We start from the raw sequence: 22938 nt of genomic DNA on the forward strand, positions 1-22938 counted from the left end.
GGTTGCGGGTCCAACGTCATACACCATTGACGAAGATTCGGTTCTGACGTTCAGTGAATCTCAGATTCTTGTGAATGCTTCGGATATCGAAGGCGATGTAGAACTTGTTGGCATTAACTACGATGGCTCTGACGGTATCTTCACTGTAAATGGTGATGGTACATGCAGCTTTGCACCAAATGAAAACTTTAATGGTCAGGTTCAACTGGGTGTGACCATTCAAGATGAAGATGGCGCAACGGTTGAAACACACATTAACGTTGATGTATTGCCAATCAATGATGCGCCAGTATCGGGTGATTTGGCTTACACCATCAATGAAGATAGCTCCATCACGCTAAGCCAAGAGCAATTGCTAGCAAGAGCAGGTGATATTGATAGCGACAACTTAGAAGCTATCAATCTATCTACTGATGAAAATGCGACCATCCAACATAATGATGATGGCAGCTACACCATCACACCGAACGCAGACTACAACGGTGACCTAGATCTGAACTTCGATATCATCGATAACGATGGTGGTTCAGTTCAAGTTGGCCTAGACGTTACTGTGAATCCGGTTAATGACCTGCCACAAGCGGAAGATCAAGAGTTCACGATTGAAGAAGACGGTACGTTACTCTTCACCGATGCTGATCTGCTTGCAGGCGCGTCGGATATTGACGGTGATGAACTGTCGATTGAAAACGTGCTCTACACAGGTGCAGATGGTGTTCTTAGCGATAATGGCGACGGCACATACAGCTTTGCTCCAAACGAGAACTTCAATGGTGATGTTCAATTCTCGTTCGATGTCTCTGACGGTACTGATTCAACATCAGCTGTTATTGATGTAAGTGTAACGCCGGAGAACGATCCTCCTGTAGCGGGCTCGACAGCTTATACAGTTCAAGAAGATGGCCAAATCACGATCAGTGATGAACAGTTATTAGCGAACTCTTCAGATGTAGAGGGTGATGTTGCTCTATCGAGCGTTACTTACGCTGGTGACGATGGTTCGTTCGTTGATAACGGTAATGGCACCTACACCTTCACGCCAAATGAAAACTTCGACGGAGACATCTCACTAGATGTTGTCGTCGTTGACGAAGACGGTGCAACGGCGACAACGACAGCGGGCATTGATGTCATTGCTGTCAATGACGGCCCTGAAACGTCCGGTATTGAAGCAGAAGTCGACGAAGATAATTCAATCACTATTACTCAAGAGCAGCTGCTTGCAAATGCTACTGACGTTGAGGGTGATGAGTTAACGGCGTCTAACCTGCAAACCAACGACCCTGACGCGACAATTGTTGCTAATGACGATGGTTCATTCACCATCACGCACACAGAAAACTTCAATGGCGAGTTGGACTTCACATACAGCATCAATGATGGTGACAATGAAGTTCTGACCACTCTCGATCTAACGGTTAATCCAGTTAATGATGCGCCAGAAGCGGGCGAAGAGATCTTCATCCAAGCGCAAGAAGATCAAACGGTTGGTGTGACGCTTCGTGAAGAACCTGCACTACGTTTAGACCAAGCGCCAGAAAACGGCATCATTGAAGCGAATGTTAATGATGAGTGGGTGGTGCTGGAAGTAGGGCAAGAAGTACCGGCTGATACAGAAGTACGCTTTGTTCCAAGTGAGGGGGCTCTTGCTGAAGGCACACATACTACGCAAATTGGTACCTTCGACGATAACGCTAGCGTAGACGATTGGGGTACAGAAGTTGACCCTTACACTCGTGAGTTCTCGGATGGTGATTTAACGGTTACGGTTCAAAGTAACGATGATCCGCTTGGTGCTTGGAATGGTAACACCCACATAGGTCACGGCCTTGGTGATACCGATCGCCAAGGGTTGAGTGGTGATGAAAAACTGACTATTTCAGTTGAAGGTCAAGACATCAATGAAATCAGTTTCCACCTAGATGGTTTAGGTGGTTGGTTCATGGAAGAATCGCGTCACTTTACGGAAGTAGAAATCAAAGCGTTCAATGAGGACGGTGACCTAATTGACTCGATGACTTACCACAAAGAAGACCGTGGTACTTTCGAGACAGACTACACGTTAACGGTTGACCAACCAGTGTCTTACTTTGAACTCGGTACAGTTCAAGGAAATGGTACTTATGTTGTTCAAAACATGACCGTGTCACAAACTTGTCATGATGAAGCCGTGTTCACATCGATTGGTGTAGACGGTTCAGAAATTACCGAAACGGTTGAGTTGAACATCCACGCGGGTGACAACGAAATTGAGCTAACGGCTGATCTTCCTAATATCACTATCGATACTGAAGGTTCTGCTCAATTTGCTTCTGTTGTGATTACAGAAGAACAGTTACTGGCACAAGCATCAGATATTGATGGTGACGACCTTGATATTCAAAATCTTGAGCTGGTGGGTGAAAACTCAGAGCATGCAACACTGATTGACAACGGTGATGGTACTTGGACGGTGACACCAGATGAAAACTTCTACGGTGAAATTGAGCTGGGTTACCAAGTTTCTGATGGTGAACTGACTGATGACAACATAATTAACATCAACTTTGAGTCAGTGAATGATGCGCCAATCGTTTCTGGTCCAATGGTTCTATCGACAGACGAAGACCAAGGTATTGCGTTCAGTGCTGATGATTTACTGGCGAACACCACAGATGTAGAAGGTGATGCGCTGTCTATTTCTGACATCACTTACGGTGGTGATGACGGTGATTTAGTCGACAATGGTGATGGTACATTTACCTTCATGCCGAATGAAAACTTCAATGGTGAAATCGACATTGATTACAAGGTATTCGATGGTACCGATGAAGTTGCAACCCATCTAGATCTGACCGTTGTACCTGTTAATGATGTGCCAGTTCCGGGCGAGCCATTGCACACCCAAATGCTTGAAAACGGCTCTATGATCATCGAAGCGAAAGACCTATTGTCTGGCGCGACCGATGTTGATGGCGATATCCTGCATGTTGAGAATCTACTGCTTGTTGACCAATCACAAGGTACATTAACAGACAATGGAGACAATACTTTCACATTCGAACCTGCAGAGGACTTCTACGGTGAAGTGAATCTGACCTTCGATATCAGTGACGGTCAAGCCAGTGCACCAAGTACTGCAAGAGTAGACGTTGAAATTGTCAACGAAGGCCCTGAAGTGAGCGGCCCAATTGAAGCCGCTGTTGATGAAGATGGTTCAATCACTATCACTCAAGAGGATCTGTTAGCGAATGCAACGGATGTCGATGGCGATAACCTTGAAGCGGTTAACTTTGCGACCAACGATCCAAATGCGGTTGTTGTAGAAAACCCAGACGGTAGCTTCACGATTACACCAAGTGCTGATTTCTTTGGTGAGATTGAATTTACTTACGATGTCACTGACGCGATCGAAACTGTTGCAGCTGACCTTAACCTAACCGTAAACCCTATCAATGATGCACCAGACGTTCCAGACATGTCTTTCACTACGGAAGACGGTCAAGCGATCACCATTACAGAAGCTGAACTACTAGCACAAGCGACAGATGTTGAAGGTGATGAGCTTTCTGTACTGAACGTGACAAGTGCGAGTGATACGGTAGATGTGACAGACAATGGTGATGGCACATACACATTAACGCCAGAGCAGGGTTTCTTCGGCAATGTTGACTTAACGTTTGATGTGAGTGACGGCACCGACGTGGTGGCTGCAAACATCGACCTAAAAGTTGAGTTCGCTAATGATGCACCAGAAGTAACACCAATGGTTGCGGATGTCGACGAAGATGGTTCAATTCTCGTTACACAAGCGATGTTGCTGGAGAACGCGAGTGACCAAGATGGTGATGAACTGTTTGCTAGCGCGCTAGAAACCAACGATCCGAATGCAAGTATCGTAGACAATGGCGATGGTACTTACACAGTAACACCTTCGGAAAATTTCAATGGTGATATCGCATTCACCTATGAAGTGAGTGATGGTGAGCTAAGTACCGCCAATGACATGACATTGACCGTGAATCCGGTGAATGACATTCCAATTGTTGCCCCAGGCATGTACCACATCGAAGAGGATGGCAGCATCCTGTTCACTCAAGAAGATCTATTGAGCGGTGCGATTGATATTGATGGCGATGACCTTAGCGTTACCAGCATCAATTACTCTGGTGATGAAGGCACGGTAACCGATAACGGTGATGGCACGTTTAGCTTCGTTCCTGAAGAACACTTTAGTGGTGACCTGCAGTTCAGCTTTACGGTTACCGACGGCACTGATGAGGTAGAACAAGACATTAGCGTTCATATTGAAGCGGTCGCGGATGCACCGGATCTTGTGATAACCGATGGCGACGGCGTTAACGTTGATGATGAAGCAATTCTGGTTGAGCCAGGCGGCATTGTTGAACTGAACATTGCAGCGGCGCTTGTCGATCAAGACTTGTCTGAAACACTTACCGTAACGGTTGATGGTGTGCCAGAAGGTTCGGTTATTCAATACGATAACGAAGGCGTTCTGAATGACCAAGAGAACGGCATCACCAGTTACAACGACACTGAAATTACAGTAACGTTTGAAGGTGAAACGGCAGGTTACCAAAACGCAGCGGGTTACTACAAAGTCGATGAAGACGGTAATATCACGGGTGTTGAGGTTGTTTACGAAAACGCGTCACAATTTGGCGGCGGCGGTGACCTTGTTCCAGGACAAGACCAGTTCAGCTTCCAAGTTGAAGAAGGTGAAAGTTTCAATCTGTTCTTGATTCCAAACGGACATCAGCACAATGACTTTGACGCGATGCAAGACGGTCAGTACGAGTTCCGTGCTGAGGATGGTTCACCTGCGAAAATGGATACGGTTGATCCTCAACTTGTATTTGTTGCTGCCGATGGCACTGAAACTGTAGTTCAAGGGCAGAATGGTGACGCGATCTTCCATGGTGGTTCAAGCGCTCAACTAAACCAAGATGGTATCGAACATACGCGTACCACTGTTAATGAAGATGGCGAGCTCGTTTACGGATTTGAAGATTTGTATGGCGGCGGTGATGCTGACTATTCAGACTTCAACTTCACAATCGATGTGGGTGAAGTGAACAGCCAAATCTACAGTGGTGAAGTGACGGTTGGTCCTGATGGTACGGTGAACTTACCAACAACGGCTATCGAAAATGCGCTACAGATCCAGTTACCAGAAGACTTCAATGAGCAGCTTGAAGTTCATGTAACCGCAACTGCGACAGAGTTATCGAATGATGATTCTGAAACGGTTTCCCAAACCATTTACATTAACGCGACAGGCGCACACATTGAGCATGCACCTGAAGCACTTCCTGTTGCAGCAACAGTGGAAGAAGATGGTTCTATCATCATTACGCAAGAAGACTTGCTAGCTAATGCTCGTGATTTAGATGGCGACCAACTAACAGCGCTTAACTTAGCGACTGATGACGACAGCGTAACTATCACAGATAACGGGGATGGTACTTACACATTAACGCCAGATGCTGACTTCAATGGCGATGTTAGCTTTACGTTTGATGTGTCTGATGGCGATGATGTTGTCTCTACCAACCTAGAGCTAACAGTTTCACCAGTGAACGATGGTCCAGAAGCACAAGACCAAGCATTCACAGTCGGTGAAGATGGCGTGTTAACGTTCAATGACCAAGACCTATTAACGGGTGCGACGGACATTGAAGGGGACGACCTAAGCGTTGAAGGTGTGACTTACACTGGCGCAGATGGTGTTCTAACCGATAATGGCGATGGTACATACAGCTTCGCGCCAAACGAAAACTTCAATGGCGATGTAAACTTCTCGTTCAATGTATCAGATGGTACCGATACGGTAACCGCTAACATTGATGTCAGCGTGACGCCAGAGAATGATCCACCTGTCGCGGGTAGCACGTCTTACACGGTTCATGAAGACAATTCCATCACGATCAGCAACGAACAATTGTTAGCGAACTCTTCAGATATTGAAGGGGAAGTGGCGATTGATAGTGTTACCTATAGTGGCAGTGATGGTGTGCTTGAAATCAACGGTAACGGTACATACACCTTCTCTCCAAACGAGAACTTTAATGGCGAAGTTAGCCTAGATGTGGTTGTTGTAGATGAAGACGATGCAGTCGTATCGACGACTGCGGGCATTACGGTTCTAGAAGTGAACGATCCGCCAGTTGCTGGCCCAACGTCTTACACTATCGATGAAGACTCGGTACTGACCTTTAATGAGTCTCAAGTTCTGCTGAACGCCTCTGATATTGAAGGTGACGTACAACTTGTTGAGATCAACTACGACGGCCCAGACGGAATCTTCTCAATCAATGGTGACGGCACATGTAGCTTTGCACCGAATGAAAACTTCAACGGCCAAGTGCAATTGGATGTGACCATTCAAGATGAAGACGGCGCTCAAGTTGATACTCATATTACGGTTGATGTCCTACCAATCAATGATGTTCCAGTATCAGGAGACTTGGCATACAGCGTTGAGGAAGACGGTTCGATTACCTTGAGCCAAGAGCAACTTCTTTCTCAAGCTAGCGATGTAGACGGAGACGACCTTACTGCTTCTAACTTAATTGTTGATGGAGACGCGACAGTTGTTTCTAACGATGATGGTAGCTTTACCATTACGCCAGATGCGAACTTCAATGGCGACATTGATCTAACGTTCGACATTAGCGACGGTACCGATACGCTGGTTGCGACGGCTGACCTCACCGTTAATCCAGTTAATGACCTTCCACAACCACAAGATCAAACGTTCAGCATTGGCGAAGACGGCATCTTGAACTTCACAGATGAAGACTTGCTAACAGGTGCTACCGATATCGATGGGGATGACCTATCGGTTGAAGGCGTGACTTACACAGGTGCCGACGGTGTTCTTACTGACAATGGCGACGGAAGCTACAGCTTTGCGCCAAACGAGAACTTCAATGGTGATGTGAACTTCAGTTTTGATGTGTCAGATGGCACGGATACGGTTCAAGCCAACATTGATGTCAGCGTGACACCAGAGAACGATCCGCCTGTTGCGGGTAGCACGTCTTACATAGTTCATGAAGACAACTCAATTACCATCAGCGATGAGCAACTTCTAGCTAACTCTTCGGATATTGAAGGTGATGTTGCCGTTGATAGCGTGACTTACACTGGCGCTGATGGTGTCTTTGAAGACAACGGTGACGGTACTTACACCTTCTCACCAAACGAAAACTTCAACGGTGAAGTTAGCCTAGATGTTGTCGTTACCGATGAAGAGGGTGCAACAGAAGCGACAACCGCGGGTATTACGGTACTTGAGGTGAATGATCCGCCAATTGCGGGTTCAACCAGCTACTCAGTGAACGAAGACGAAGTTATCACCATCAGTTCAGATCAACTGTTGGCGAATGCTTCTGATATCGAAGGTGAAGTGGCGATTGATAGCGTTAACTACACAGGCGCTGACGGCATCTATACTGACAATGGCGATGGAACATTCAGCTTCGCACCAAACGCGAACTTCGACGGTGATGTCAGCCTTGATGTTGTCGTTACTGATGAAGATGGTGCAACTGTAGCGACCAACGCAAGCATTGATGTTCTTCCTGTTAACGATGCTCCGGTATCGGGCGATTTGGCGTACAGCGTGGACGAAGATGGTTCAATTACCTTGAGCCAAGAGCAATTACTTGCTCAAGCGAGCGATGTTGACGGCGATGACTTAACAGCGGCTAACCTAACCGTTGGTGGTGATGCGACAGTTACTGCAAACGATGATGGTAGTTTCACTATCACGCCAGATGCTAACTTCAATGGCGACATTGATTTGAACTTCGACATTACCGATGGTGATGCGACGCTTCAAGCAACAGCTGACCTAACGGTTAACCCAGTTAATGACTTGCCAACAGTCGGTGAGCCACAATTTGTGACTCAAGAAGACACCAGCTTTACCTTCACAGAAGAGCAACTGCTGCAAAATGCGGGCGACATTGATGGCGATAACCTATCGGTTGAAAATGTGGCTTCAGATAGCGGTACTTTGGTTGATAACGGCGACGGTACTTACACATTCGCACCGAATGAAAACTTCGATGGTAATGTGAATGTGACCTTCGATGTGAATGACGGCACAGCGATAGTACCAGCAGAAGCGATGATTGATGTTCAATCTGTGGTTGATATGCCAGAGCTGTCTATTGCGTCTGACTTGGTGATTGCTTCAGACAACTTCGAGTCTGGCTCGAACGGCTGGAATACAGGCACTGAAAGCTCACAAGGCTTCGAATCAGGAGACATGCTAGGTCGTATTGGTGGCACTGGTGGCGATGAAGCAGTCAGCAAAACTTACGACATTCCAAGTGATGTGAGCGAAGTTAATATTTCGTTTAGCTTCTATGAAATTGATTCTTGGGATGGTGAGTCATTCCAAATCTTTGTCGGCGGCGAAGAGCTTACTTCGTTAGACAACTCGGCGTTCCAAACTCAAGATGGCACGACAACGTTGTACGATTCAGCTGGCAATGAAGTGGGTGAAGTCGTTCACGGCGTATCGCAAGGTGAGGGTTTCAGTGGTTGGAATGACCAAGCGCACCAAATAAACCTAACGGTACCAGTTGAAGATGGCCAACTTGAACTTGGCTTCGGTTCAACTTTGAACCAAGGTGTGAGTGATGAGTCGTTTGGCATCGATAACATTGAAATCACAGTGTCTGATGCGGATTACCAAATTATTGGTACCGAAGATACGCCAGTACCACTGGATATTGATGCGGCGCTAACCGATACCGATGGTTCAGAAAATCTCGCTATCTTGATTGAAGATGTACCAGAGGGAAGTTCGCTTTCTGCAGGTACCGATAATGGTGATGGCACATGGTCATTGCAACCAGGTGAGCTAGAAGGGCTAGAGTTTATCCCTTCAGGTGACTTCAATGGTGATGTGGTTCTAACCGTGAATGCGACATCGACTGATGTTGATACGGGCACCACCGCAACGGCAACGCAAGATGTGACGATTCATATCTCTCCAGCGAACGATGCTCCAGAAGTTGATGGTGATATCAGTGCCGTTACAGCCGAAGATAACAGCATCACGCTAACTCAAGAACAGTTGCTAGAGCACGCTGTCGACATTAATGGTGATGATCTATCCGCAATCAACCTAACCACCAATGATGAAAATGCGACCGTTCAAATGAACGACGATGGCAGTTTCACCATTACACCGAGTGAAAACTTCAACGGTAATATCGAATTTAGTTACGATGTCACCGATGGGGAAGAGATGGTCGCTGCTGGCCTAGACTTGACGGTAACACCAGTCAATGACGCGCCAGAGCCACAAGACCAAGCATTCACTATTGGTGAAGATGGGGTTCTTAACTTCACTGACGCTGACCTGTTAACAGGTGCAACGGATGTTGAAGGTGATGACCTGACGGTAGAAGGTGTGACATACACGGGTGCTGATGGTGTTCTTACTGATAATGGCGACGGAAGCTACAGCTTTGCGCCAAACGAGAACTTCAATGGTGATGTGAACTTCAGCTTTGATGTGTCAGATGGCACAGATACGGTTCAAGCCAACATTGATGTGAGTGTGACGCCAGAGAACGATCCACCAGTGGCGGGTGGTACGTCTTACACTGTGCATGAAGACAACTCAATCACGATCAGTAACGAACAGCTATTAGCCAACTCTTCAGACATTGAAGGTGAGGTTGCGATTGATAGCGTGGCTTACACTGGCAGTGACGGTGTGTTCGAAGACAACGGTGACGGCACTTACACCTTCTCACCAAACGAGAACTTCAATGGTGATGTGAGCTTAGCGGTTGTTGTTACCGATGAAGAAGGAGCAACAGAAGCGGCCACAGCTGGAATTACCGTACTTGAGGTGAACGATCCGCCAATCGCAGGTTCTACCAGCTACTCAGTGAACGAAGATGAAATTATCACCATCAGTGCAGAGCAACTGTTGGCGAACTCTTCTGATATTGAAGGTGAAGTAGCGATTGATAGCGTGAACTACACAGGCGCTGACGGCATCTTTACTGACAATGGCGATGGAACATTCAGCTTTGCACCGAACGCAAACTTCGACGGCGATGTTAGCCTCGATGTGGTGGTGACCGATGAGGATGGTGCAACGACGGCCACGACGGCAAGCATTGATGTTCTTCCAATTAACGATCCACCAGTATCGGGTGACTTGGCATACAGCATTGATGAAGATGGTTCCATTACTCTGACTCAAGAGCAGTTGCTATCTCAAGCATCTGATGTGGATGGCGATGACCTAACCGCAAGCAACTTAAGCGCAGGTGATAATGCAACCGTTGTTGATAATGGCGATGGCACCTTTACGGTAACGCCAGATGCGAACTTCAATGGCGATATCGACCTAAGCTTTGATATTTCGGACGGCACTGAGTCGATTGTGGCGAACGCCGATCTGACGGTAAACCCTGTTAATGACCTGCCAACTAACGACGATGTTTATGCGAACGTTGATGAAGATAATGTCATCACTATCACGCAGGAGCAGTTACTTGCGAATGCCGCTGATATTGAGGGCGATGACCTTGTCGCTTCCGACTTAACCTTAGTGGGTGACGATGCAACGATTGTCGATAACGGCGATGGCACGTTCTCAATCACTCCAAGCGAAAACTTCAATGGCTACATCGATGTTGCCTACAGCATCAGCGATGGCGACACACCAATTGCCGCTAACTTAGGCTTGACCGTTGACCCAGTGAACGACGCGCCAATTGTTTCTGCTGATGTGGCGATAACCATTGAAGAAGACGGTTCATACACCATTACTCAAGAAGAGCTCCTACAATTCGCGACTGACATTGAAGACGATGACATGACCGCAATTATCGGAGAGCAAGGCGATGAAACGACCGTTACCGGTACTGTGTTGGATGCTGAAACTGGCAATCCAATCGCAGGTGCGGATGTCACGCTAACCGACAACGTAGGTCATTCTTACACGGCGGTGACGGATCAATCCGGTAACTACTCTGTGAGCGGTCCTGTTGTTGACCAAGGTACCGTTACTATTGAACAAGAAGGCTCTATTACTAGCAGCTTCCTAGTTCCAGCTGGTGAAGATACCAACGGTGGCGTAACTGCAATATCTGAAGTACTTGAAGAAACCGATATGCGTATCGTGGTCACATGGGGTGAAAGCCCACGTGATATGGACAACCATCTATGGCTCTACGATACAGAAAATGGCAACGAGCTAGACCATATTTACTATCGCGACATGAGCCATGATTTGGGTGAAGGTAATGTCGTTCAGCAAGATGTAGATGACACGAATGGTGGTGGTCCTGAAACCATCACTATTCCAAATTATCAAGATGCTGATATGCACTATTCAGTACACAACTACACCAGCAGAAGTTGGGATGTGGATGGTGTTGAAGATGTACAGGTTCAGGTGTTTGTTGGCGATACATTGGTTGAAACCTTTAGTCCGGACTTATCTGAAAACCCATCGGGTGACCACTGGCATGTATTCGATATCGTGAACGGCGTTATTGTTCCAAGCCAAGACGTAGGCACTCAAAATGCATTCGACTTGCCAACGGCAGAAGAAGCGCTCGCGAATGAAAACAGCATTGATATCTCTGAATTGCTAACCGGCGATGAAGGTGATGATTCTGGTGAGACGGGTGGTAATGAACCAAGTGTTGGAGATGTTTCAATTGAGAACGCTCTTATCACTGATAATGGTGACGGCACTTACACCATTACTCCGGAAGAGAACTTCAACGGTGAATTCTCCATTAGCTACAACGTGGACGATGGCAACGGAGGGGTTACACCTGCGGAACTTGACGTTACCGTAACAGCAGTTAATGACCTTTCGGTTATTTACGACCATGACTACACCATCAATGAAGATGGCTCATTAACCTTCACTGATGAGCAGTTACTCGCTGGTGCAACGGATATCGATGGCGACGACCTTTCTGTTGAATCTGTTAACTACGAAGGCACCGAAGGTGTGTTTACGGATAACGGCGATGGTACTTACACCTTTGCTCCAAACGAGAACTTCAATGGCAGTGTCGACCTAACTTACGATGTTAGTGATGGTACGGATGTTGTATCGGCGAATATTGATGTTCAAGTTGTGCCAATTAATGACGTACCGGTTGCCGGAACTACCGCTTACACTGTTGAAGAAGATGGCAGCATTACCCTAAGCGATGCGCAACTTCTGGCGAACAGCTCAGATGTTGAAGGGGAAGTGTTTGTTAGCGATGTCAGCTACAGCGGCACAGATGGTGTGTTCACTGATAATGGTGATGGTACTTACACCTTCTCGCCAAACGAAAACTTTAACGGTGACATCAGTCTTGATGTCTCTGTTATGGATGAAGATGGCGCAACCGCTGAAACAACCGCAGGTATCGACGTCATTGCTGTTAATGACTTGCCGGTTGCAGGTTCAACGACCTACAGCGTTGACGAAGATAACGTGATTACCGTCTCTGAAGCACAGCTTCTTGCGAACAGCTCAGACATTGAAGGTGATGTATCCGTTAGCGACGTTTCCTACTCAGGCGCAGACGGTATCTTTACTGACAATGGTGATGGTACTTACAGCTTCGCACCAAATGAAAACTTTAACGGCAATGTCAGCCTAGATGTCACCGTTGCTGATGAAGAGGGTGCAACGGCTGAAACCACTGCGGGTATTGAAGTTATCGCGGTTAACGACGCGCCAGTGTCAAGTGACTTGGCTTATTCAGTGGATGAAGATGGTTCAATCACGTTAAGCCAAGAGCAGCTACTTGCTCAAGCATCGGATGTGGACGGCGATGATCTTACCGCGGCGAACCTAACCGTAGGTGATAACGCGACCGTTACGGCAAACGATGATGGTTCATTTACTATCACACCGGATGCCGACTTTAATGGCGACATTGATCTAAGCTTCGACCTTTCTGATGGTACTGAAACGGTTGTGGCAACGGCCGAGCTTACTGTGAATCCAGTAAATGACATCGCGGTTGTAGAAGATGTCGCTTACACCATTGAAGAAGATGGTTCACTTACCTTTACAGACGAGCAACTGCTAGCGGGTGCTTCTGATATTGATGGTGATGAGCTTTCAGTTGCTGATGTGTCTTACACTGGCGCAGAGGGTGTGTTTACCGACAATGGCGATGGCACTTACACCTTTGCTCCAAACGAAAACTTCAACGGTGAAGTAAGTCTGGACTTCTCAGTATCTGACGGTACAGAGACGGTTGATGCAAATATCGACGTAACGGTAACAGACGTTAACGATGCACCAGTGGCAGGCACAACGTCTTACCAAATGAACGAAGATGGCACTATCACATTGAGCCCTGAGCAGTTGATTGCTAATAGCTCCGATGTGGACGGTGAAGTGTCGCTTGATAGCGTGAGTTACTCAGGTGCAGACGGTATCTTGGTTCAAAATGAAGATGGTTCGGTAACGTTCGCACCAAACGAAAACTTTAACGGCGACATCAACCTTGATGTGACGGTTATTGATGACGACGGTGCGACGGCTCAGACTACCGCTGGTATTGAAGTCATTGCTGTTAATGACGCACCAGTGGCCGGAAACGTGGCTTACTCGGTTGATGAAGATGGTTCAATTACGCTATCTCAAGAGCAGTTGCTGGCTAACGCATCCGATGTTGATGGTGATGCACTGACCGCAAGCAACCTATCTGCAGGTGACAATGCGACCGTAACAGCGAACGATGATGGTTCATTTACTATCACTCCGGATGCTGACTTCAACGGCGACATAGACCTAAGCTTCGATGTTTCAGACGGTATCGAGACAGTCCAAGCTGGCGTCGACCTAACCGTTAACCCAGTGAACGACTTACCAACGGCTGCTGACCAGAGCTTTACCGTTGAGGAAGATGGTACGTTAACCTTCACTGACGCTGACCTATTAGCAGGCGCTGCGGATATTGATGGTGATGACCTATCTATCACGGATGTGTCTTACACGGGCGCAGAGGGTGTGTTCACTGACAACGGTGATGGCACTTACAGCTTTGCTCCAAACGAGAACTTCAATGGCGATGTAAACCTTGGCTTCACAGTGTCTGATGGCACTGAGACAGTCGATGCCAATATTGGTGTGACGGTAACGGATGTTAACGATGCGCCGGTAGCGGGTTCTACGTCTTACCAAATGAACGAAGATGGCACGATTACTATTAGCCCTGAGCAGTTGATTGCTAATAGCTCTGACGTTGATGGTGAAGTGTCGCTTGAAAGCGTGACTTACTCAGGCTCTGACGGCACCTTGGTTCAAAACGATAATGGGTCTGTGACCTTCACGCCAAACGAGAACTTTAATGGTGATATCAGCCTAGATGTGGTTGTAACCGACGATGACGGTGCAACTGCAACAACAACGGCAGGAATCGAAGTTCTGGCTGTGAACGATGGACCTGAATCTGAGGATGTGAAACTAACCACAGCCGAAGACAGCACCATCCTTATCACACAAGACATGTTGTTAGCTCAAGCTACCGACATCGATAACACCGCAGATGAGCTGTCAGCTTCGGGTCTACAAATCGACCCTAGCTTAGGTGAGTTGCTAGACAACGAAGATGGTACTTGGTCATTTACACCAAACGAAAACTTCAATGGCGATGTGCCAATGACGTTTAACGTTAGCGATGGCCAAGAGACAATCTCAGTCGACGGCAACATCGATGTCACGCCAGTGAACGATGCACCTGAAGCACCAATGATTGAGATGCAAGGCGAAGAAGATGTAGTCATGGTGATTGACCCGGCTTACATCGCGGATCAAGTCACAGACCTTGATGGTGATGAGATCAGCATCGAAAGCATCACGGTTCGTGCTCCAGCCAATGCAACCTTAACTCAGCAACCAGACGGCATGTATCACTTAGTGACTACGCAAGACTTCAATGGCTTAGTAGAACTGGGTTATCAGGCAACTGATGGTGAAGAAGTGGTTGATGGGTCGCTGAATGTGGATGTCATTCCTGTTAACGACGCACCGTTTAACGTCGGTAACGCAATGATGACCACAAACGAAGATGGCGCGTTCACCTTCGATGCTGGCGACTTGATGAACCTGTTCGGTGACATTGATACCGCTGACCTTGTTGTTTCACGCATTATTACCGCAGACGGTGAAGATGGTGGTGAAGTAACAGACAACGGTGATGGTACTTGGACATTCACACCAACAGGCGACTTTGCAGGCGTCTCTGACCTACAAGTTGTCGTGAGTGATGGTGAATTCGAAACGGTTCTCGATGTTCCAGTGTACGTACGTCCTGTCGCAGATGGCGCGGTTATTTCAACTGACCATGACGGTCCATTAGTGTTCGGTGAAGATGAAACGGGTCACTTGGGACTGAACGTTGGACTAGTCGATGATTCAGAAACGCTAAGTAACCTAGTGATGACAGGTTTCCCTGTTGGATTCGAGGTAACCGATGGTGTGAATACCGTGATGATCACTGAGCCGGGTCAATACATCGACCTGTTCGACTGGGATATCTCAAACATTCAAATGACGCCGCCTGAAGACTTCCATGGTGAGTTCTTCGTAACCGTAAGCGCAACAACGGTTGATTACGGAGATGAGCCAGAAGCGTTTGAAGATGGCATCGATTCTGGTGACTTCGAAACCGTGGCGGGTGATTCCATCATCCTAACCGCTGATGACCTAATCGGATTAGCTGAGAATGTGGATGCTGACAGCGACGATGAAGTGAAACTGGTTCATCTTGCTGACCGCAGCCAAGGTGAGATTGTCGATAATGGCGATGGCACTTGGACGTTCACACCAGCACCAGGCTTCACTGGCGAAGCAGACATTGCTTACGTAGTTGATAAAGATGGCGTGCTTCATGATGAGCAAACTGGCGTAGTCGTGAAAGAAGGCGACTCGCAAGAGAATGCAGCACCAGAAGTTAACAGCATCACGACGACGGAAATCGCGGCGGATGCAACCTTGTCGTTCACTGATGAAGACATGTTAGCGAACCTGACCGATGCAGAAGGCGATAGCTTGAGCATTGAGTCAGTGAGCTTGATGGAAGGTCAAGGCGTAATTGAGAGCGATAACCAAGGTAACTATCAATTCACACCTGCTGAAGACTACACCGGCGATGTTCAAGTTGGGTTTATAGCGACTGATGGCGAAAATCGCATCGAAAGCTTCTTCAATGTGGATATTCAAGGTGGCGATGAAGCAGCGGCGAGTGAAGGTTATGACTTAGCTGATGATGGTTCACTAACTATCACCGAGTCACAGCTGGTGGATGAGTTAGGCGTGAGCGATTCTGCACAAGTTGTTGATGTTGCAGACGCGAACGATGCAGGCTTCTTTGCTGAATCTGGCGAAGGTGAGTGGACTTACTGGCCAAACGAAGACTTTGACGGCAACTTAGCGATGAATGTCGACGTTAACGATGGTGGTGAGGTGTCGAGCCATAGCTTAAGTATCCAAGTAGCCGATGACTCAGCACAGAGTGATGAACCACAAGCACAAGCCGCTCAAGCAACGGAAGAGCAGCAAGTGGAAGTCGCACTACAAGCTGATGACCAAGCTCAGGATGCTGAAATTGAAGACAGCGTGGCTGATGTAACGGCGGCTCCGGGCGATACTATCTCTATCTCGATTCCAGATGAGGTGAGTGGTAACGAATCGGTTGATTATGCTGAAATGTCGGGCTTACCTGAGGGATCTACTGTGAGTAACGCATTGGATAACGGTGATGGTAGTTTCACAATCAGCGGCAACTTAGAGCAGTCTGTATCGGTTGAACTTCCTGAGGGTTACGAAGGTACTAGCGAGATCCAATTCCAAGGTTATGACGAATTGGGTAGCTCAATAGACGGTGCAAGCGGCTCTGTGGACGTTGAAGTCGATGATCAATACACCATGCAAGGTTCTACTCAAGAGCAGCAACCAGACATGGCGGGTATGGAATCCGGCGGTAGCGATTGGACAAGTTCTGGTGGTCAAGATCAAGGTGTTGACTTCACGGACGACTCTGGAAGCTTCGATTCAGATTCTCAAACTGGAACCGATCAAGGCAACGACTTCGACCAAAGCTCGATTTAATCGAGAGGGCTTGGTTTTAGTCTGAACCGACATTTAGTCTAAACCGACAAGTAGGCAGGGCAGCGTGATGTTGCCCTCGTTAAAGCCATGCAGCGTCGCCTTTGCGTGGCTTTTTTATTTGTTTTTGTCTCGCTAAATAAACTTGAGAACAGATAAAAATGTCCTTAATTATTAGAAGAGTTAATTAAAAGGAGGGACGACATGTATCGATATGTCAGTTCGCCACAAGCGTCGAAATACATCGTACCACCACCTCAACATCGTGAGTTGTCGAGTGTGGATGTTCCTGAGTCTGAATTGGAGATGCGAGAAATTCTAAATAATTGGTTTGCCGATGGTTTGGCTCCCATTATTCAAAGTGATGACGATTACATTGCGGCAAGCGACCAAGTTCGATTTGAGAAACTTAGCCGCACGGTTGGCATGTTATTGAGGAACAAAGACTATTACTTTGCCACTAAGCGTATCCTATCTTTGTGGGAACAAGATTGCCTTGAAACCACCTATGTTAATTACCTCATTCTACGCAGCGAAAGAGCCACTTCGTTAAGGTGATTAAACGCAGCCTGGGTTCGCTGACTATGATTGCTTGTTTTGAGCGCTTATGATGACTCAAGTTTGCTAAGAAAGTAGGCAAACAAAAAGGGCAAGCTTTGAGGCTCACCCTTAAGGTTCTTTCTTTACTTAACGTTACAGTTTTTACTGACCGTTATTTTCACCTAATTCTATACAGGTGCGACTTAGACCCAACCATCAAATTTCAGTCGTTTTTGAATCCTCTCGACCGCTTCTTTCTGCATCTGTCTAACTCGCTCATTAGAGACATTCACATCCAACATTTGTCCAACCTCAGACAGTGTTTTCACCTTGTTGTCGAAGAAACCAAAACGGTGAATAAGAACCTTCTGCAATTTAGGTGGCAGTGTGTTTATGATCTGCTCTAGCGCATGTGTAAATGATTGGTCTTCACAGTCTTGTTGAGGATCGGGGATGTATTCACTTTCGCACTGTTCAAGTACAAGTGGTGCGTGGCTGATACCAACCGTCGTTGTTACGTCAATAAACCCGCTTAACGCAACCAGTTGATCGACACGTTCAGCTTTTACGCCTGAGCTATTCGATAATTCTGAGATCGAGATTTCTTTGCGCATTTTTTTGCTTACATCGAGCTTCTTTGATGCAAGGCTATTAATTTCTTTACACACATGAGCAGGTAAGCGAACGGTACGACCTTTATTCATTAAGGCCGCTTCAATATTTTCGCGAATCCACCACACAGCATAAGTGGAAAAACGATAGCCGGGTTCTGGATCGTACTTATCGATGGCCTTGATTAAGCCAATATTCCCTTCTTCGATAAGGTCGAGCAGTGTGAAGTTGTTGCCTTTGCGTTTTAGATAACTTTTTGCGATTTTTACAACGAGGCGTAGATTCGATTCGATCATGATGTCACGTGCATGTTTGTCACCCGCACGATTCAACTTTGCGTAATACAATTCATCTTCACGCGATAACAGATCAATGCCCACGATATCCTTTAGATAGTGAGCATAAGGTTCTGTAGCAGTTGAAAATGATTCTTTAATGGGAGTTTCATTCGTGAGCCCCTGAAACGCAGCAAAATTGTCATTGTTCATTTCCTTGTCCTTATCTAGCCGACTGAACGTTTTATTTATTTTATTATTATGTCACCAGGTGAATAACACTTGGTTTCATTTAAGTGTAGGTAACAGTTTCTTCTTTACCAATAAATAAAATGCAATTTCGTATGTTTATGTCACAAAAAAATCTACAAATATTTAACTATTTTGCATCCCATCGAGTGTGACGGTTTTTTGTTCAAGACATGTATGTAGGAGGTCTATAAAGTGTTGCTATGTTTGAGCTTATCTAGATAAATACCATGAATTTATAGGCGTGGATTAGCTATATCATTGAGAGAGAAAATGACAAGAGTCGAGGTTCAATGTTTCCAAATACCTCAACTCCTTTGGCTACTAAGTTTCACCACGTAACTCTTAGTTCTATCGACTAATAAGTGCTGAGCACATCATCGATTTGTTGATTGATGATTTTTACTTCGCTGTAGATAACCGAAAGGTCATCCGTTTGAGGTGCTAGTTTATTGGATGTGTTTTGCTCGACTCTTTCTAAGGCCGCTGTAGCTGTTTCTTCGCCGAAGCTGGCTAATATGCCTTTTAATGTATGTACGATAAAATGAAGCTTGCCCCAATCTTGTTGCTGTACCAGTTCTTGTATCTCTTCTAATGAATTGCCATGGTCTTCTTGATACACAGACAATACAGCGAAGATTATTTCTCTGTCATTATCTAAGTAGGCATTTAAGGCATCGATATCTAGCATATAGACTCCTGTTGGCTGTATGTTGAAAATGGGCTAGGCGGCTTACTCGAAAAACCAGATCTTAATGAATCACTAATCCATTGATTCCATTTTGGAGGAAGTTCTAACTGTAAAATTTCTCTTAAATAGTCGTCGCTAAGTTTTTCATCTATATGAGCTTTATGAACGGCATATATATAGTCAAGTTTGGCGGCAACTGAATATGGGTAACTGTGAATATAGTCTTTTAATTCCTGTATTGACCCAAAGTTTTCAATGTTTATACAAGTTGAAGGGTCGACATTTTTGGACTCAAGTTTGTGGTTTACTGCTTCTCCACGAGATTTTAGACATTCCACTGCTAAGTGATAAAGAGAGTACTCCCCAAAATGGACGAGCAGTGGTAATAGTTGAGCGAGCAAGTAAGTTGGTTGGCTGTGGAAATTATTCGCTAACAGCGTTGAAGCTCTAATCACTTTTTTGTGGGCAACCTGAGGGCTATTTTCGATCAGCAAGATACTGCTCTGAAACAGGGCAAGGCTGGCTAAAACCTGCTGCTGTTGTTTTACCGGAAGTTTCAGGTTTACTAATTCGGTGAATTGGTTGGCGTGCTCAAGCAAAATACGTTTGTACTTTAGTTGCGTCTCGCGCTGATAAGTCGCTTTTAACGAATTAAAGTGCGCACAAATGGAGTGAATGACATCAATGTCAGCAGCTGAAATATGGGTCGCATACATCTCACCTAACTTTATGATCATACGTGTGTTGTCTGCGTTCTCAGCCAAGTCAATCGCCCTGATTGCACGATGGCTGATACTTGGTGTCATCTCAAATGCACGAATCGCTAATTTCAGAGCAGGAAGCAGCATCTTATGTTTTTCGTAGATACAGCTTAAGCAATCAATGACGCTCAATGAGAGTGGCTGCGCGATCAGAAAGTTGTGGAGCTTATCTATGGCTAGATCCTGTTTGCCTAAACTGTCGAGAATCAGAGCTTCAGCAACCAGTTTTGTCGGGTGCATGTTGGTTTTCGAGTTGTTAATGACGCTAGAGAGCAATTGCCAATTCTTACCTGAAATTAAATGTTCAATCAGTGTCGCTTCGAATTGAACGCTAGTGCCATTAGGCGAGACCGCTAATGCTTGAGCCAATTTATCCTGACTGGTGATCGGATATAACTCGTTCAGTTGTGTCAGCTTCTTCGAGATGGACACAGCACTTTGGATCTTTTTACCTAACCTCTGAGTATGAATCGGTTTAGAAACGAAATGGTGTGCCTCGCCTGACAGGGCAGTTAATACCGTTTCTTGACGCATATCTCCAGAGAGTAAAATTGTCGCAACCGTATGGTCGATGAGCCTATTTCGATACAGAATACCCAAAAGTTCAAAGCCCGTGAAGAATTGCTCTAGGTGGTAATCGATGAGGAGTACATGAAAAGAGTGAGTCTCGACCGCTTTAATTGCTTGTCGATAGTCGGTCGCAATAAAGATGCAATCATGTGCAATGCCCAAGCTCGAGAGTTGCTGCTTTATAAGAATAGTTGCACTCTTGGAGTCGTCGACAATTAAAACTCGTAGGTCAGGTGGTAAGGTCAAATCCATTTTCCTCAATACCAAATGTTATTTTTAATTTAGGTGTCAAGTTGCACATTGTCAAGGTGCCAATATCACAGACAAACACTCAATAAACTATTGGTAATTAAGGAGTATTCGATAACATTTATGAAAGACTTCAAACGCAGGTTACTTTTACCTGATTTTCGTTGGGTTATACGTGTTTTAGAAATAAAAAAGAGGCAAGCCGGTAAGCTAACCTCTCTGTTTTATTGTTCGAGTTTTTATTCGAAATGTTGTTCTTTTCTTGAAGCTTTATTAAACAAAACTCTAGCGCTAATCACGCATATTTAGAATCAATACTGCAGCTAGAGCCAAGAACGCCGTCATCATTAAGAACACATCGTTGTAAGCCATAATGGCAGCGTCACGTTGCATTGTGCCAAGTAGGCTAGCTTGCGCTTGTTGCATCGCCGTTGCGGCATCACTTCCTGATTGAATAAAGAACGCTTGTTGATCTTTGAGCGTTTGCCAACCCAATTGGCTAACTGAAGGCAGCGACTCTTTGATATGCGCCAAATGCTCGCGCGTTTTGTTATCTAACAACGTAGCAATAATCGCGATACTAAAAGCACCCCCTAGGTTTCGCATTACGTTGGTTAAGGTCGAAGCGTCAGGCGTGTCCATTTTGCTGATGTTTTTCATCGCAACCAAAGACAGCGGAACCATAATAAACGGGCTACCGATAGCGCGCAGAACCATGGACAAGATCAACTGTTGGCCACCAAAATCAATCGTCATATGTGTATTCACGTAACAACTGAAGCCAAACATCGCGAAACCAAAGGTCACTAAGTACTTAGGCTTAATGATTTGCGTCAGCTTAGGAACGATTGGGAATATCAACAACTGTGGGAAACCCATCCACATCAAGACTTCACCAATCTCCATCGCATTGTATTGCTGAATTTGAGTGAGATACATTGGCAGCACATAGATAGAGCCGAGCAATGCCATCCCTAGAATCAAATAGGCGATACAAGACATAGCAAATTGCCCATCCCGCAATAGCCGCAAATTCACCAATGGCTTTTTGTGTTGGAGTTCGTTTATCACGAAGTAAACTAAGCTCACTGCAGACACAATACTCAAGCCTATGATGAAGCTCGAACTGAACCACTCTTCACGGTTACCTTCCTCTAGCACGACTTCCAAACAACCGAGCCCTAACGCCATGGTCGCGATACCAAACCAGTCCGCTTTTTTCAGCGTGCCAAGGTCGAGCTTTTCATCGTCTAAGCCATATCGGATCATGGTGATCACGAGTAGAGCGGGCGGAATATTGATGTAGAAAATATAGTGCCACGAGAAGTTCTCTGTTAACCAGCCACCAAACGTTGGGCCAATAGACGGAGCAAACGTCGCCGTTACGCCGAACAATGCCATACCCACGGCACGCTTGTTGACAGGCAAAAGCTGAATCACTAGCGAGAAAGCAAGCGGGATTAAAGCGCCACCACTAAAACCTTGCATCGCTCGGAACACGATCATTGAGGTCATATTCCAAGAGAATGAACACAGCAAAGATGAAATGGTGAAGATGGCCGTCGTCCACGTGATATAACGGCGTTTACCGAACGCTTTAGAAAGCCAACCACTGAGTGGGATAGCGATCATCTCTGCGACTAGGTAAGACGTAGAGATCCACGAGCTTTCATCCAAGGTGGCAGACAGCGCACCTTGAATGTCTTTGAGAGACGAGTTGGTGATCTGAATATCCAAGATCGCCATAAACGCGCCGATTAAGCCGCCAAAAAGGGCGATCCAATGGCGTCTCGAAACCTCGTCATCATCATTTGTTTGGGTGACAACACCAGTGTTACTCATGGTCTAGCCTCGTTTATCGATGGTCGCTAC

At 46.1% G+C, this 22938-nt stretch carries 6 protein-coding genes; 2 read left to right on the forward strand and 4 right to left on the reverse strand.

The genetic code is table 11. The features are described 5' to 3' along the window. Window positions 1-17122 (forward strand): tandem-95 repeat protein (locus tag AB4496_RS05360; protein WP_372130667.1); only part of this gene is annotated, 17122 nt, incomplete at its 5' end. A gap of 201 nt (window positions 17123-17323) precedes the next feature. Further along, a complete protein-coding gene (locus AB4496_RS05365; protein WP_012600731.1) occupies window positions 17324-17677 on the forward strand; it encodes a hypothetical protein in 354 nt (117 codons plus the stop codon). 185 nt (window positions 17678-17862) lie between these two features. Here AB4496_RS05365 and AB4496_RS05370 read toward each other — a convergent pair whose 3' ends face one another. The 4 genes from AB4496_RS05370 to AB4496_RS05385 form a co-directional block, all read right to left on the reverse strand. Further along, entirely contained in the window at window positions 17863-18759 is an 897-nt protein-coding gene (locus AB4496_RS05370; protein WP_017099449.1) for an RNA polymerase sigma factor RpoD/SigA, read from the reverse strand. 394 nt (window positions 18760-19153) lie between these two features. After that, on the reverse strand, window positions 19154-19486 hold the full coding sequence (locus tag AB4496_RS05375; protein WP_009844988.1) for an Hpt domain-containing protein: 333 nt from the start codon (window positions 19484-19486) through the stop codon (window positions 19154-19156). Next, the gene (locus AB4496_RS05380) at window positions 19480-21069 is read right to left on the reverse strand and encodes a response regulator (protein WP_102257630.1); all 1590 of its coding nucleotides are present in this window, start codon (window positions 21067-21069) and stop codon (window positions 19480-19482) included. Before AB4496_RS05380 ends, AB4496_RS05375 begins: the two co-directional genes overlap by 7 nt. A 288-nt stretch (window positions 21070-21357) precedes the next feature. Next, entirely contained in the window at window positions 21358-22908 is a 1551-nt protein-coding gene (locus AB4496_RS05385; protein WP_032555013.1) for a DHA2 family efflux MFS transporter permease subunit, read from the reverse strand. Between the last annotated feature and the right edge of the window lie 30 nt (window positions 22909-22938).

Origin of the sequence: Vibrio sp. 10N.222.46.A1, assembly GCF_041473595.1 — a bacterium.
Lineage (GTDB): Bacteria > Pseudomonadota > Gammaproteobacteria > Enterobacterales > Vibrionaceae > Vibrio > Vibrio tasmaniensis_A.

Coding starts and splice junctions, on each gene's coding strand:
- AB4496_RS05380 (WP_102257630.1), bottom strand. CDS start 21,069: ATGGATTTGACCTTACCACCTGACCTACGAGTTTTAATTGTCGACGAC.
- AB4496_RS05385 (WP_032555013.1), bottom strand. CDS start 22,908: ATGAGTAACACTGGTGTTGTCACCCAAACAAATGATGATGACGAGGTT.
- AB4496_RS05365 (WP_012600731.1), top strand. CDS start 17,324: ATGTATCGATATGTCAGTTCGCCACAAGCGTCGAAATACATCGTACCA.
- AB4496_RS05375 (WP_009844988.1), bottom strand. CDS start 19,486: ATGCTAGATATCGATGCCTTAAATGCCTACTTAGATAATGACAGAGAA.
- AB4496_RS05370 (WP_017099449.1), bottom strand. CDS start 18,759: ATGAACAATGACAATTTTGCTGCGTTTCAGGGGCTCACGAATGAAACT.